Here is a 15836-nt window from a genome sequence, read left to right on the forward strand (position 1 = left end):
CTATCCTATTTTTTCCACCAATTGCTCCCAGGTAGCGTTGAGCGTTTCCAGCTCAGCTTTCTTACTTTGGTAGCGATTGGTGGTCTTTTCCATCTTAGCAGGGTCGCCAAACACCTCCGGTTTAGAGAGTTCCGCTTCCAGCTTAGTTACCTCCCCTTCCAGCGCTTCTATTTTTCCTTCCAGCTGAGTAATTTCTTTCTCCAGCTGCTTTTGGGAATCATCGTGGCGTGGCTTCTCTGCGGCTGCCTTTGGCTTTTCTTTTTTCTCGGTATTCTGAGGCTGAGGAGATGACTTTTTCTTCTCCTGCTCCCTATTGTACCACCACTCCCACTCCTCGTAGGTGCCCGGGTACTCCTTGATTTCATGGTCCTCAATCCACCAGATTTTATTGGCCACTTTCGAGATGAAATCCCTATCGTGAGATACCAACAGGAAGGTGCCCTCGAATTGCTGCAATGCTTGCACCAATATGCTCACCGACATCATATCCAGGTGGTTGGTAGGCTCATCCAGCATGAGGAAGTTAGACTCGGTAATCAGGGTTTTGGCCAAAGCCACACGCGACTTTTCCCCTCCACTTAATACTTTTATCTTCTTAAAAACCTCGTCATCTGTAAACAGGAAACAACCTAATACACCCCGCAGCTCCTGATCGGTTTTCCCCGAGCCGGCTTGCTTTAACTCTTCCAGTATTTCATTCTGAATATTCAGGGCCTCCAACTGGTGCTGAGCATAGAATGCTGTGGTAACATTGTGTCCCTTCTGTAAGCTCCCCTGAAAAGACTCTGTCTCCGCGACAATTCGCAAGGCCGTTGACTTCCCTTTACCATTCGCTCCGATAAACGCAATTTTATCTCCACGTTCTATGTGCGCATTGGCATGTGAAAGGATATTGAGGTCACCATAGGATTTGGAGATGTTCTCCATCTTTACCACATGACGGCCCGATTTTACCTTGAACTTAAACTTGAAATCAACCGCAGCGGCTTCATCTGCCACCGCTTCTATGCGCTCCATTTTGTCCAGCATTTTGGCCCGTGACTGGGCTTGCTTAGCCTTGGAGGCCTTGGCTTTGAAGCGTTCCACAAATCGCTCCGCTTGTCTTATTTTCTGCTGCTGGTTTTCAAAGGCATTTTGCTGAATTTCATTTCTCAGCTCCTTCTCCTCCAGGTAAAAATCATAGTTTCCTGCATACATATTGAGCTGATAAGCCGATACTTCCACAATCTTGTTGATCGAAGCATTCAAAAAGCGCCTGTCGTGAGAAACAATGATGCATGCGCCTTCATAGGTTTGAAGGTAGTTTTCCAGCCACTGAATGGAGGGTAGATCCAGGTGGTTAGTAGGCTCATCCAGCATGAGTAGAGAAGGCTTTTCAAGAAGTAACTTGGCCAGCATCACCCGCATCCGCCACCCACCCGAAAATTCCTTGAGTGGCCGCTGCAGGTCCTGTGTGCTAAACCCTATGCCTTCCAGAATTTCTTCGGCCTTAGCCTGCATGGTGTACCCATCGTTGGTTTCGAACCGCTCCTGCAGCTTGGCCAGCTTGTCCACCAGCTCATCACGGTAGTTGGCTTCCATCTCATGGAGTACCTCATCTATTTGCTTCTGAATCTTCATGGTTTCTGCAAAAGCCTGCATGGCCACATGAAGAATGGAGTCATTGGTGAGATAAGAAAGCAAATCCTGGTTGAGAAAGCCGATGGTCGTATCATTACTCATATTGATCTCGCCAGCGGTGGGTTGATCTTCCCCTGTGATCATTTTCAGCAGGGTAGACTTACCGGTACCATTCAGCCCAATAAGGCCTATACGGTCCTTTGGACCTATAAAAAGCGAAGCATCATCATACAGGGGTCTGTCTCCGATGTAATATGAAAGGTTATTGATACTAATCATGGCCGCAAAGTTATATGACTCAGCAGATGAAAAACGATTCCCGCTCGTTTTTTCCTCACTATCACTTAATTAAGTATGAATAGTATTATACGAGGTTATTAATTAATTTTAAGCTTGAGCCGCCATCTCATTTTTCGAATAAGCCATGATATCGCCTAAAATCTACTCCTGCAAGCGGTGCGCCATTGCATTGCTGTTTCTCCTGATTTCCTCTGCCGCCATTGGGCAAACCTGGGAAGTCGTACTGAAAAAAGCTGAAAAGCAATACACCAAAGGTAAATATGCCAAGGTAGAGAAAGCACTGAAAAAGCTGAGAAGCAAGCACATTGCGAAGAAATACAAGGGTGACTCCTCCCTCTACCCACTCACCTACATCATGGAAGCCAGGGCAGACTATGCACTGGCGGATTTTCGCGGAATGGAAACCAATCTCAATACCGCATTGAAGACGCTGCCAAAGTGGAAAAACGGGCACACCTATAATTACACCATGGGAATGCTCAGGATCATTGATTTTTACAATGAATATGGGAACCACCGAAAAGCTGATAGCCTAACCACCATCCTGGAAGGACTCAGCACGGCCTATCTGCAAAATGATCTCCTGGTGCAGGAGATCAAAATACGTCGGGCATTTACGGATGTCGCCATGGGATCGTATGATGAAGCCCTTGCAGCCCTCAAAGAACTCATTACCACATGGCCAACAAAACTCAAATTGAGCTATTCATTTGAAGCAGTGAATTCGGAGGATGAAGCTTACAAAACACAACTTCTGATAGACCTTTTCACAGCGGAAGTAGAGGCCTATCGAGGGAAAGGTGAATATCAAAAGGCCATCGAGCTGCTGGACACTCGAAATAAACAAGTCAACAGACTGGTAGAAGCCAACACTGAAGCCTATATAGACTTCAGGATTGCGGAGGCCAATGTATACCTGGACTATGGCGATGCCACCCAAGCCCGAAAGGTAAGTGATCAACTGATCACCATGAAGCCAAAAGGTAAACTCATGGAAAAAGCCGGCTTTGCCAACATTATGGCCAATGAACACGAGGGCCGTTTTGGGGATGCGGTGACCACTTCCATGAAAGTGGAAACAGCGCTGATCAAAGCCAAAGTGAGCCGGGAGTACGCGTATTTCAATACGGAGTTTCTCAACACCCTCATGCGCAGCTATGAACGAGACACGAAGCAAAATATAGTCATGAGATTCAATTCGCTGATCTCGCGAACAGCCAAGCTCTTACCTGAAGATCACAGAACCATGACTTTGGCACTGGAAAATGGAATTCAGTACATTTTTGATATCCAGCGGTCTGAAAATTACCCGCTCGCAGAGAAGTTCTACGTCAGGCTGGGTGAGTCTTTAAATACCCGATATGGAAAAACTGCCCTGCAAACCAATATTTACCAAATCAACTTTGCCGGGTATTATCTGAAATACTCCGAGAACCCGGCAAGGGCCTACAAACTACTGGCTGGCGAAGTGTATAAGAAGCCACTCACCCAGCTCTCCACCCAACACCCTGATTACGCCCGCATTGTGACAGACCTGATGGAATATTTTACCCTGACAGGTAACTTTGACTACCCCATAGCACTGACCAAATCAGTAGTGGAAGCTATGGTGGCCAATCCCAACACCACCAATGCTGAGCTCGGAGACAAGCTGGTGGAACTGGCCAGGCTGCAAATACAGGGAGGCTACTACAAGGATGCGGAGCTCAATGCCGACGAAGCCCTGAAAGTGCTCAGACGTGGAGGCGAGCGCAAATCCGAGGAGTTTGTGAAAGCCCTCAACAGTGCTGCATTTCTCTATGGCACCATCGGGTTGTACAACAAAGCAGAGAATCAGCTTCGCAAGTCAGAATCCATATATAAGAAAATAGCCACTGCCAACCAGGAACTGAGACTCGAGTCCATCGTGGATCTGGCTTTTCTCTATACCCGCATGGGCAACTACAGCGAAACCGAGGAGTTGGTGAACATGGCCATTGCTGAACGGAAAAAGCTCTACGGAAGCAACAGCCGCAGGTTGATCAAGCCATACAGCGCGCTGGGTGAGGTGTTCATGATCCGTGGTGACTATCCGGAATCTGAAAAAAACCTGAGAGCTGCACTGGCCATTGCCGAAACAGTGTATGGTGACACCACCCTGATTTTTGCTGAGACGCTCAGTAAAATGGTGAAACTTTATCTTGATTTGGGCAATTATGAAGCAGCGCTGGTCAACGCCACCGATGTACTGAAAATTCGGGAAAAGACCCTTCGCCCTAACCATATTCTCTTTGCCGATACCTATACAGACCTTGGGCACATCCATTATAATCTGGGTAGCCAACTTCAGGTGGTGGACAAGTACTATCAGTTAGCCAAAGAGATCACCGCATCCAATTTCGATCAGCAACACCCACTATATGCCGAAGCACTCAAGAACATTGCGTTTGTACACCTTCAGCGAGCAGAATATAACGAGGCGCTCACACTGCTGGATCAGGCCGATGACATCTGGAGGGATGCGCTGTCCAACCAAAACAGAAGTTCCGGTGAGGTAGCCAGAATCAAAGGAGACATCTACAATTATCAGGGGAAATTCAGGGAAGCCCGCCGGGAGTATGAAAAAGCAGCCAAGTATTTCAAACGCATCTTCAGTGAAGAACATCCTGACTTTCTCAACACGCAAAGTCGCCTCGCCCGTGCCTACTACATCAATGATGAAGTGAGTAAGGTGGAATCCATTCTGAGCGAAACAACCCTGGCCTACCTGAATTATACCAAAACCTACTTCCCTACCTTAAGTGAGGACGAAAAGGCCAAGTTTTGGAACAAAATCAAACCGGATTTTGAGTTTTACAATACCGTGGCTGTGCGCTACAGCACCAGCAAAGAAAAGTACCTGGAGAACATGTATGACTTTGCGTTGGCCACAAAGGGTCTGCTCCTGAACTCTTCCATCAAAACCAGGAACAGTATCCTCCACAGTGGGGATGAGCAACTGATTTCCCTCTTCAAAACCTGGGTGAGCAAAAAAGAATACCTCACCACCACCCTCGCTCAAAGCTCAGAAGACGCAAATGAGACCGAAGTAGACATCAAAAAACTGAAAGACGAAATTGCCGTGCTCGAAAAGCAACTGAGTGAAAGTTCCGATGCCTTTGAGGATTCTTTCGAGTACAAACTCTATACCTGGAATGACATACGCAAGTCGCTGAAAGAGAATGAAGCCGCCATCGAAATCATCCGGTACCGGGAGTTTGATGATCAGTTCAATGACGAAAAAATCCGATATGCTGCCCTCATCGTCACCAGCGAAACCAAAAAGAATCCTGAGCTGGTTCTTTTTGAAGATGGCAATGAAATGGAAACCCGGCATTTTATGTATCACCGGAATGTCACCAAATACAAAATAGCAGATGCCAATTCCTTTGGCGTTTTCTGGGAGCCTATCTACAATAAGGTACGGGACAAAGAAATCGTTTACTTGTCTCCAGATGGTATCTACAACCAGCTCAACGTAGAATCCTTCAAAATCAATGAGACCGAGTATGTCATTGACAAAATGAATGTGCGGGTAGTCAACAATACCAAAACCATTGCAGCACTGCGCTCCAGAGAAGCCAAAAAGGTGAAAAAAGATGAGGAGCCCCGAGAATTCACTGCCATGCTGCTAGGCAATCCTAACTATTATGAAACGGATGAAAACAGAAAAACCGCACAGCGTGAGGCGAACCGCGGGGGTGCCAATGTGTTTGTGCCACAACTACCCGGCACTGAGCAGGAAGTCATCACCATCAACGATCTGCTAAAGACCAAGGGCTGGAAAATAGAATATTATCTCGGCGAAAATGCCACTGAAAATCAGATCAAGCAATCTCAGAACTATACGCTTGTGCACATTGCTACCCATGGTTTCTTTGATGACAAAGCCAAAGCGGAGAAAAAGCCGGAGTTTATGATTGAGGAAGATGACAATCCGCTCGACAGGGCTGGGCTATTGGCTGAAGGCGGTGGAGATGTGTTAGTGAAAGCTACCAAAAATTACAACATCGATGATGGGGTACTCACTGCGCATGAGGCCATGAACCTCAATTTTGACAAAACTGAACTCATCGTACTGAGCGCCTGCGAAACCGGTCGTGGAGAAATCCAGCAAGGTGAAGGAGTATTCGGGTTACAACGTTCATTTCTGGTGGCCGGAGCAGATGCCATTGTGATGAGTCTGTTTCAGGTGTCTGATGAGGTCACTCAGAAGCTCATGGTAGAGTTTTACAAAAACTGGCTCAATGGACAAGATAAGCGAACTGCTTTCAACAATGCCCAACTGACCATCAAAGCACAGTACAATGATCCCATTTATTGGGGGGCATTCACGATGATTGCCAAGAGCTAGCTTTATCTTTGAACAATCAAACGACTCGTTGATTAGACATTTATGACCAGACTAATTATCATCCTGCTGAGCATCGCGCTCCTTTCCTGCACTAAGCCTCAGGAATCAGATTCAACTACCACAGAAAATTCCACAACCGCTGATACCGCGCTGCTGGACATGACCGACTTGCAACTAGACTCGCTGGTGCTGCCGGACGGGTTCTCCATAGCGCTCTATGGCAGGGTAGAAAACGCCCGATCGATGGCCATAAGCCCTTCAGGAGTACTTTATGTGGGTAATAGGGGTGGTGATAAGGTCTACGCCTTAAAAGATAACAACGGTGATTTCCAGGCAGACGAAATTTTCGTTTTAGCCACTGGTATGCGAATGCCCAATGGTGTCGCCTTCAAAGATGGTGATCTGTATGTAGCAGAAGTCAGCAAACTATGGAAATTTCCGGCAGTAGAAAGTAACCTGTCCGCTCCGGTTAAAGAGCTGATCTACGACGATTACCCTACAGATGGCCACCATGGCTGGAAATACATCGCTTTCGGCCCTGACGGCAAGCTTTACGTGCCCGTAGGAGCTCCTTGCAATATTTGTGAAAGCAAAGATGAAATCTACGCCTCCATCACCCGCATGAATGCTGATGGGTCGGACCGTGAAATCTATGTAAGCGGTGTTAGAAACACAGTGGGTTTCACCTGGCATCCTGAAACCGGTGAGCTTTATTTTACCGACAATGGACGGGACATGATGGGCGATGAAATTCCTCCCTGTGAACTGAACAGAGTAACCGAGAAAGGTCAGCACTTTGGCTACCCCTACTGCCATGGTGGTGATATCAAAGATCCGGAATTTGGAGACAAAAGATCGTGCGACGAATTTGTGGCACCAGCTCAAAAACTTGGAGCACATGTAGCTCCATTAGGTATCAAGTTCAACACCGGCAGCATGTTCCCTTCTCAGTATGCCAACCTGGCCTTCATAGCAGAGCACGGCTCCTGGAACCGCTCCTCGGAAGCAGGCCACACCGGCCACAAAATCACCACGGTGAAAGTAGAAGATGGTCAGGGTGTAGCCTATGAAGACTTCATCAAAGGCTTCCTCAACAAAGCAACCAACACTGCCTGGGGTCGCCCGGTAGATGTGCTCTTTCTCAAAGATGGCTCAATGCTCATCTCAGATGACCTGACCGGGTCCATTTACAGGGTGACCTACACCGGATCATAAGGATTGTCCATACTCAGCGCACATTCCGTAGGGAAAAACTATGATGGCCGGGCTGTCCTCCAAGGCATTTCATTCGAAATCCACAAAGGAGAGGTATGTGCCCTCATAGGTAGAAGTGGGTCAGGAAAAACCACACTGATCAGGATATTGGCTGGCCTACTGGCACCAGATACAGGCGAGGTATGGCTGGAAGGCGAAAAGCTTGAAAACCCGGATGATCAGCTCGTACCAGGCTACGAAGAAATCAGGCTAGTACATCAGGATTTTCAACTGAAACACCGCATGTCGGTAAAGGAAAACATCCGGTACGAGCTCCTAAGCTATGTGCCCGACTATCAGCAGGAACGGATCGCCGATCTGATGAAGCTTTGCCGAATCGAGCACCTGCAGGACAAGGACATCTCTCTGCTCTCCGGTGGCGAAAAACAACGGGTAGCTATTGCCAGGGGCATGGCCACCGAACCTGACGTACTGCTGTTGGATGAGCCTTTTAGTAACCTCGACATCAACACCAAGGCCATCTTGCTGGAAGAGGTAAAAGAGATTGCCAGCTCTACGGATACTGCCATTTTCCTGATCACCCACGATGCCCGGGATGCTATGGAAATTGCTGACAGGCTACTGGTCCTGGATTCCGGGCATCTCATCAAAACAGGTACACCCGCAAGTATCTATCACGCTCCGGCTGACACCCGGGTGGCTGACCTGCTGGGTCTGTACAATACCTTTACGCGTGAAGAACTTGGTACCCTTCTCCCTGATATCACTCCACCTGCCGGGCATCGATTCGGCTTGTGGGCAGAGGATTTGAAGCTCAATACCAAAGGTTTTGCCGCCACCATTCAAAAGGTGGTATTTGGCGGACCATACAACAAGGTGGTGCTCTCTCCGCATTCACTTCCTCATTTGCACCTTTGGGCCCTCGACCATTCAAAACAAATCACCCCAAAAACACAGGCCTGTTTTTCAATCACAGTAGATTACCTCTTCCCTGTCAATTTCGTCTGAAATTAGTGAAATTGAGATCAAAAATCCCGGTCATGCCATAAAGCATGGTAGTTATGGTTTGTACCAACTCTCATTTCAAAAAAGATTAAATCCACTATCACCTAATGGGAGATGTCACTAGATTAGCAACATGGACAGACCAGCGTTTGACGATATCTTCATGGAACTGGCAGTAAACCTTGCCAAAAAAAGCCATTGTATTAAAAGACATGTGGGGGCGGTACTCACCAAAGACACCCGCATCATCTCCATTGGCTACAATGGACCCCCAGCAGGTACGCATAACTGCGATGAGGAATACCCGGAAACAGGCTGCCCAAGAGACTCGAAAGGTGGGTGCTCATTGGCTATCCATGCAGAACAAAATGCCATCCTCTATGCCGTGAAAAACAAGGCCACTGTGGAAGGCTCCACACTCTATGTTACCCTGTCACCGTGTCTGGCCTGTGCCCGGATCATCTACACTGCCGGTATTGAAAAAGTCATCTACCTCAACTCCTATGCGGCACATAAAGGTATAGAACAAGATGAGGGAGTGGATTTTTTGAGCAAGTTTGGAGTAACCATGGAAAAATATCAGGGTCAGATCTCACACGTCACAGATCTGATCTAAAAACTATTTAATCGCCAGTCTTTTGGTAATGAACCCATTGGAGTTCTGCACTTTGAGTAAATAAGTCCCGGAGTTCATTCCGTCAGTGCTCACCGCATTGTCGGTGTTAAAATTGCCCGACCTGATTTGAAGCCCGCTGATGGTATAGAGGGCCCAGACCATATCAGCCTTTGCACCCTCTACATAAAATACCGATTCAGAAAACGCGGGGTTTGGATAAGTTTTGATTTGAGAAGAAAAAATAGTGGCACCAATGGCTATAACCTTAAGCACTTCGTGAGTTCCGTCATAGTCCGTCTGTGAAAGTCTGTAATAAGTGGCCCCCCATTCACGATGTCCACTGCCATCAGTGACCTCATATGCCCGCATTTCTTTACAGGAACCCGCTCCATCCACTTTAGCTATCTCTTCAAAGTTCTGACCATCGTTTGATCTTTCCAGGGTAAAAAAGCTGTTATTTAATTCTGAAACAGTCTTCCACTTCAGTAGCACGGTACCTGATAGCACTTTTCCTTCAAAAATCAGCAGACTAACAGGCAGTGGATTACAGGAGCTCCCGCAGCATCCGCCACTACCGCCAGAGCAATCACCGGAATCGCCGGTTGGAGTATTTCCAGAAAAGGTTCCTCCCACTACCAGAGTTCCTCCGTTCACATCTACAGCGCCTCCATTGCGGTTATCAAAGTTTCCACCAACATCAATAAATCCCCCGTTATCAGCAGAAACATCACTGTTCCCACGGTTGTCAAAATTGCGAAGCAAGTTAAACGTGCCATTATTGCGCACTACCAAAATCTCATTTCCGGCATTATCAAAATTCCCAGTGGCTCTTACATGAGAGTTATCTATGTACCATTCATTGTTCACAATGTCCCCTCTGATATCCACCTGGGTATTGTTATTCATAGTGAGCACCCCATTTCCACTAAAATCAAGTGCTGTAGTTCCAAACGACATGAGATTGGAAGTACCCAGGTCAAGGGTACTGTTGTCAAATACCACGTTCCCATTTTCAATGGTCATTTTTCCTCCTGAGTTCAGCGTACTGTTAGTGACCGTCGAGTTTTTTAACGTGACATTGGTGCCGGCATCCAGCACCCCATCATTGATGACAGCATTCTCGAGTTGCAAATTTCCGGAGGTGGCAATGTCCGTCCCCGTCATGGTCATGGTGGTGACACTGGTGGTCCATGAGGTCACACCTGTGAAAGTGGTATTCTCCAGAACCATATGATTTCCAGAGATACTCACTGACCCCATGCTCAGATCCACAGTACTATTATACATGGCAAAATCACCGCCATTGGCAGTTGAGAAGTTGGTAGACACGTTGTAGGTTCCTCCATTGTAGGTGTTGGTGGATCCAGCACCATCCGACAGGGTCCAAACGTTAAAAGTAGCTCCTGTTCCATTGAGTGTGCCGCCGGACTCTACTTTGAGTGTTCCCATCACGGTGACCGTCACTCCGGGGTTCACATTGAGGGTACCACCGGAAATGGTCATATTCCCTACGGCAGTACAATTACTGGTGATGGTGCCGGAAGTAGGACATTGTGCCCAAAGGTCTGCCGCGGCTGTTAAATACAAGATTGTGAGTAATCCTATTTTGTTGATCATAAGGCGATTTTTTTAGTCCATAGCTAAGACTACACCTCAAAATAGAATTATATTTTATTCATAACATACTGATAAACATTGATTTGGGGGAATTACGCATGTTTTTGCGTGTTATACGCAAAGGGACTTTTACGTAACGGAACCAACCAAAAAGTGCGGATAAAAGAATTTATTCAGTGATGTTACTCTTTCTAACGAATGATCACTTTTTTGGTGAGAACAGCTGATTCACTAAAGATTTTTAACAGATAGGCACCAGGCTGATAGTACGGTGTCTCCAAAATATTCCCCGAGATGAAAGTACCTCTGGCCATCAGCCCCCCGGAGAGGGCGTATATTTCCCAGGACATATCGGCTGTTACACCCTCTATCATAATTTCACCTCCCTGCACGGCCGGATTAGGGAATATTTGGACATTATCTACCAGGCTACTCTGCCCAAGACTGATAACCCGGAGCCACTCAAAAGTGCCGTCATAATCGGTTTGTGATAAGCGGTAATATACAGCAGGGGATGAATTTGCAAAACCCAGGATGTCCTTGAAAGAGTAATGTTGTACCACTTTGGAAGTGCCATGCCCGGGAATCTTAGCGATGGGCTGAAAGATACGCCCATCCGCAGATCGCTCCAATGTGAAATAGTCGTTGTCCTTTTCAGAAGCGGTGCTCCAACTCAGAAGCACCTGATCATTTTCCTGAATGACATCAAAGGTGACCAAAGAAACAGGCAAAGCAGCGCACCCGGACCCACAGCAACCATCCGTACACTCTGCATCGCCGGAGGATGCAGAAACTCCACTGAATGGGTCTGACATGGTGCCTCCATAAGAAAAGGTGCCATCCGGCACCGTGATGCTGGCGGCCTGTGCATTGGTTACATCGCCGGCCACTGCGAAGGATCCACCCCCGTCCACACCGATCGAACTGCCGTAGCTGTTATTCAGATTTCCTCCGACGGAAATGGAGCCTCCATCTATGTCCACATAGCCCTCGTTAGCCGGGTCACCATTGGATTGTAATCCATTGTTAAAGTCACCAGTCACTGTGAGCGTTCCATTGTTGCGCACGGTCAGCTGTGCATGGTAGTCATTGTTCATGTCTCCATTGATGTACACATCGCTGGCATCGATGATCAGGCTGGACTGATCCTCAGTATTCATATTTCCGTTGGACAACGTAATATCACTTCCATTTTGTGCCAAAATAGTGGCCTGGAAATCATTCATGAAGTTTCCGGATGTCAGTGTGATCGTAGAGTTATCGAGTATCATATCAGCTCCATTGTCATTTAAGAAGTTGCCTCCTACCACAAGAGCTGATCCATTGGTGATGTTAGAGCCAGATTGCTCACCGATGGTGAAATTGGTACCTGAGTTAATCGAAGAGCTGTTCACTGTGAGTGTATGCCCACTGCCACCTGCAAAATTGAAAGAAGTTCCAGCGTCTATAGACGAGCCATTAGTAAGTGAGAGTTGAGTACCTCCGCCTGAGGTCGCAAAAGTAGTACCGGTGGTAATAGCCGAATTATTCAATGTGATGGTACCCTGAGCAAACCCCTCAGAAAAGGACGTCCCAACATCAAGTGTAGCATTGGTCATGGTAAGTCCACCATGCCAGCCACCCGTGTAGCCATTGGTCACGTTAAGCGTCGTTCCACTCAGGTTGAGGGTGTAATTATCTCCAATGGTGGCCGTACCTACATTTACAGTACCTCCTGAAATCGTTCTGGTAGTGGCTCCACCCACATAGGTATTATTCAAAGTACCTGTCACGGTGAGGGTAGCTCCTGCGCCAAAAGTGAGATTGGCATCCAGGGTGAGGTTCCCGGTAATGGTATAATTGGTACCGGCTGCAATCGTGCAATTACTACTTATTGTTACGTTTCCTGTCACATTGCCTGTTGGACACTGGGCATAAGTAATGAACCATGAAAACATGAAAATCAAAGCGCATAACGCTTTCCATAACACCGTCATGAGTGGACTATTTTGGTTGGACTAATTCGGTAAAAATACCTTTTTCCACCACTTACAGCCCACTTTTATCGCTCAATGGGGCTTATGTATCGACACACACATCAAATAGAACTATGACCAGTAAAAGATTGTACGTTTTATCTGCCCCACGTGCTATCAACCCTACTCTTCCTTCAAGGAATCCAACGGATTATTTGATGCTGTGCGATAGGTTTGCAGAGCAACAGTGAACAGGGAAATCAGCGTGAGAAACACCAATGGAACCGCGAAAATCATACCCCCTAAATCAATGCGTTCCACATAATCATCCAGCCAGTCATGCCCCAGGTAAAAGGCCAATGGCATCGCAATAAATGCGCTGGCGATAATGAGACGCCCGAAATAGGTCATTATCTTCACAAAGATTTGACCAACCCTGGCTCCCAGCACCTTTCTGATGGCAATTTCCTTGCGTTTACGCTCCAGCACAAACGCCGATAAGGTAAATAACCCAATGGCAGCAATCACAATGGCGAGTATCGAAAAGCCTGAAAACAACAAACCAAATCTCCGCTCTCCATCATACAATCTCTGAAAAGAATCATCCATAAATCGCCCATCCAACGGGTAATTGGGTAAAAATCGATCCCAGGAAGCCTCAATGTGTTCCAGAGCATCCCCAAGGTTTCCGTCTATTTTCACCATGAGGTAATCGCCACCAAACGTCCCAAACCCAACGGACTCCAAATATCGAAACACAACCGGGGCATTTCTGCTTTTCGCCGAGCCCAGGGCAAAGTCCTCCACCACTCCTATGATTTTGAAATGCCGCTCTCCTCTGCCCAACATTTTTCCGAGCGGTTCCTCCCACCCCAGAGTTTTCACCAGCGTTTCGTTGACGACAATGTTGGTGGTATCTGTAGCCAGGTTCTCGCTAAAAAACCTGCCTTTGACAAGCTCCAACCCCCATACCTCCTGAATCTCGCTGGAAACAAAGAGGTTGTTCGGGCTCAGTTGAATTCTGTCTTCATCGATAGAGGTGTAGTTCCAATCAGACAGACCTCCTGATGGATATCCATTCGCCAGCCCCACCTGACCGATGGCAGAATGCCCAATCAGCTGCTGCTTAAAAGCTCCAAACTCACCCACTATTTTACGGGCGTCCCTGATGACGTAGGTCTGCTCCGTATCCAGGCCCAGCTTTCGGTTGCTCATTAGTGAAATCTGCTGATACACTATGTAAGTCCCCACCATCAGTAACAACGAGATGGAAAACTGAAAAACAACCAACCCCGAACGCAATCGACTTCCACCCCCTTTCACGGTCTCACCTTTCAAGGCCGCGATTGGCCTAAAGGAAGCCAGATAGAGCGCAGGATAAATCCCTGAAAGAAGACTTGTGGCTAGCAAAATGAGCATGAACCAAAGGGCATTCTCCAGATTCACAATGTCCCAAACCCCATAACTACCAAGGCTCACCTGATTGAAATATGGGAGGCAAACCAGTGCCAGGACAAGCCCGGCCACCATAGCGATCGATGTGATCACAAAAGATTCTAACAGGAACTGTTGCGTGATTAGGCTTTTCACGGATCCCATCACCTTTCTCATCCCTATCTCTTTTGCTCTGAGTGATGAGCGCGCAGTGGCCATATTGATATAGTTGATACAGGCAATGAGCAGAATAAAAACCGCCACTCCTCCAAAGGTGAGCAGGCTCTGATAATTTGCCCCCACGCCCAGGGAAAGCCGTGGGTGATGCAGGTGAATATCCTTCATGGGGACAAGCCCAAACGAATGCTGATGACCTTCAGCAAAATAGTCCTCAAGGGTAGCATAAGAATCATTAAACCCCAAAATCTCCGGGCCGATGTATCGTTTGACAAAGTCGGTAAACTTTGCCTTCAGTTGCTCAATGTTAGCATTAGAATCCACCAGCAAATAAGAATAAAAGTTATTCCCCGTCCAATAACCGCTGGTCACCCATGATTCGCGGGGCATAGACAAGACAAAGTCATAGGGAATGGAGCTGGTTTCAGGCAGGTTTTCTACCACGGCCGTCACTACATAATCATCGCCATCCACATCGATCACCTGCCCCATAGCCACCTCATCCTGAAAAAGTTTGGTTGCCACTTTTCTGGTCAACACTATATCTCTGGGGCCAGTAAGTATATGGCTACTTGTTCCAGCCAGGAATGTGGCGGGGAATAACTCAAAAAAAGTAGAGTCCGCATAGATTCCCCCACCCTGCCTGATGTACCGGCCATTCTGTGAAATCACACCTTCCAAAGGTCCCATAATCCTGGTGCCATTGAGCACTTCAGGATAGTCAGCCTGCATCTGTTTCACCAGCAAAGCCGGGGTGTTTCCGCCACGCTCATTTATTGTCACACGGTAGATATTGTCCAGCTGTGGGAGGTGCTTATCGAAAGCAAACTGATACTTGATATGGATGAGGATGAGAAAACAAGCAGCGATGGCCATTGACAGGCCCAGAATATTTAATGCTGTCTGCACCTTGTTTTTGCCCATGCTCCGCAGGGTTACTTTGAAATAAGTCTTGAACATACCAAAAGGTGAATTGGGTTGAAAATCTTCTAAATCCTTAATGTATCGCCACCTGAAAAACCGGATCACATTTAGGTAGGTCGCCAGCCTGGCCTTTGCCGGATGTGTGGTGACCTCTCGGTGATATAGCTCCAATAGGTCTCCCTCTATCACTTCGGCGTACCAGGGCTTGCAGAACCATCTCAGTATCCTGAATGGCAGTTTCGGTGGGTTGGCAAGTGTCATCGGGTTTCCAGCAAAACTTTAGGTATTTGATCATAAAGGGTATTCCTCACCCTTCTGTTGATTTCCAATACCTGAACCCCCAGATTAGTCACTTTGAAATACCGCTTGCTACGCCCGCCTCGTTCTGCTGTAGCACCTCCCATGTATGAGCTGAGGTAGCCCTTTTTCTCCAGTCTGTCGAGCGCAGTGTGTACTCCGCTAATGTTCACCTTCCGGCCGGTCTGGGCACCAATCTCATCCATCACCCGCACCCCATAGGCATCTTCATGAAGAATGGCTGTCACCAGCAGCACCAGTTCCTCAAATTCCCCTATCTGTACCTTTTCTTCCTTCATATCAT

9 protein-coding genes are annotated in these 15836 nt (G+C 47.4%); 4 read left to right on the forward strand and 5 right to left on the reverse strand.

What is annotated here, in order from left to right; translation table 11 throughout:
* Nucleotides 1-1899, reverse strand: a complete 1899-nt coding sequence (locus RIH33_RS01495; protein WP_406654639.1) for an ABC-F family ATP-binding cassette domain-containing protein — start codon at nucleotides 1897-1899, stop codon at nucleotides 1-3.
* Nucleotides 1900-2044: 145 nt separating this feature from the next.
* Between RIH33_RS01495 and RIH33_RS01500 the strand changes: the two genes are divergently transcribed.
* The 4 genes from RIH33_RS01500 to RIH33_RS01515 all read left to right on the forward strand — a co-directional run bounded on the left by RIH33_RS01500 (nucleotide 2045) and on the right by RIH33_RS01515 (nucleotide 9128).
* Nucleotides 2045-6292 (forward strand): CHAT domain-containing protein, encoded by a 4248-nt coding sequence (locus tag RIH33_RS01500; RefSeq protein ID WP_406654640.1) that lies wholly within the window; start codon nucleotides 2045-2047, stop codon nucleotides 6290-6292.
* Nucleotides 6293-6334: 42 nt separating this feature from the next.
* The gene (locus RIH33_RS01505) at nucleotides 6335-7507 is read left to right on the forward strand and encodes a PQQ-dependent sugar dehydrogenase (protein WP_406654641.1); all 1173 of its coding nucleotides are present in this window, start codon (nucleotides 6335-6337) and stop codon (nucleotides 7505-7507) included.
* Between the two features lie 3 nt (nucleotides 7508-7510).
* Complete coding sequence (locus tag RIH33_RS01510) at nucleotides 7511-8515, forward strand: ABC transporter ATP-binding protein (protein ID WP_406654643.1); 1005 nt, start codon at nucleotides 7511-7513, stop codon at nucleotides 8513-8515.
* Nucleotides 8516-8645: 130 nt separating this feature from the next.
* Nucleotides 8646-9128, forward strand: a complete 483-nt coding sequence (locus RIH33_RS01515) for a deoxycytidylate deaminase (RefSeq protein WP_406654645.1) — start codon at nucleotides 8646-8648, stop codon at nucleotides 9126-9128.
* A 3-nt stretch (nucleotides 9129-9131) separates the two neighbouring features.
* Here RIH33_RS01515 and RIH33_RS01520 read toward each other — a convergent pair whose 3' ends face one another.
* From RIH33_RS01520 to RIH33_RS01535, 4 genes are all read right to left on the reverse strand, one after another.
* A complete protein-coding gene (locus RIH33_RS01520) occupies nucleotides 9132-10745 on the reverse strand; it encodes a T9SS type A sorting domain-containing protein (RefSeq protein WP_406654646.1) in 1614 nt (537 codons plus the stop codon).
* Between the two features lie 191 nt (nucleotides 10746-10936).
* The gene (locus RIH33_RS01525; RefSeq protein ID WP_406654647.1) at nucleotides 10937-12721 is read right to left on the reverse strand and encodes a T9SS type A sorting domain-containing protein; all 1785 of its coding nucleotides are present in this window, start codon (nucleotides 12719-12721) and stop codon (nucleotides 10937-10939) included.
* A 162-nt stretch (nucleotides 12722-12883) separates the two neighbouring features.
* Entirely contained in the window at nucleotides 12884-15496 is a 2613-nt protein-coding gene (locus RIH33_RS01530; RefSeq protein ID WP_406654649.1) for an ABC transporter permease, read from the reverse strand.
* On the reverse strand, nucleotides 15493-15831 hold the full coding sequence (locus RIH33_RS01535) for a PadR family transcriptional regulator (protein WP_159584546.1): 339 nt from the start codon (nucleotides 15829-15831) through the stop codon (nucleotides 15493-15495). Before RIH33_RS01535 ends, RIH33_RS01530 begins: the two co-directional genes overlap by 4 nt.
* Nucleotides 15832-15836: the final 5 nt, after the last annotated feature.

It is taken from the genome of Marinoscillum sp. (assembly GCF_040222955.1).
Taxonomy (GTDB): Bacteria; Bacteroidota; Bacteroidia; order Cytophagales; family Cyclobacteriaceae; genus Marinoscillum.

Excerpts from the sequence above, each read along its gene's own strand:
- RIH33_RS01495 (WP_406654639.1), bottom strand. The coding sequence starts at position 1,899 with ATGATTAGTATCAATAACCTTTCATATTACATCGGAGACAGACCCCTG.
- RIH33_RS01500 (WP_406654640.1), top strand. The coding sequence starts at position 2,045 with ATGATATCGCCTAAAATCTACTCCTGCAAGCGGTGCGCCATTGCATTG.
- RIH33_RS01505 (WP_406654641.1), top strand. The coding sequence starts at position 6,335 with ATGACCAGACTAATTATCATCCTGCTGAGCATCGCGCTCCTTTCCTGC.
- RIH33_RS01515 (WP_406654645.1), top strand. The coding sequence starts at position 8,646 with ATGGACAGACCAGCGTTTGACGATATCTTCATGGAACTGGCAGTAAAC.
- RIH33_RS01520 (WP_406654646.1), bottom strand. The coding sequence starts at position 10,745 with ATGATCAACAAAATAGGATTACTCACAATCTTGTATTTAACAGCCGCG.
- RIH33_RS01525 (WP_406654647.1), bottom strand. The coding sequence starts at position 12,721 with ATGACGGTGTTATGGAAAGCGTTATGCGCTTTGATTTTCATGTTTTCA.
- RIH33_RS01530 (WP_406654649.1), bottom strand. The coding sequence starts at position 15,496 with ATGACACTTGCCAACCCACCGAAACTGCCATTCAGGATACTGAGATGG.
- RIH33_RS01535 (WP_159584546.1), bottom strand. The coding sequence starts at position 15,831 with ATGAAGGAAGAAAAGGTACAGATAGGGGAATTTGAGGAACTGGTGCTG.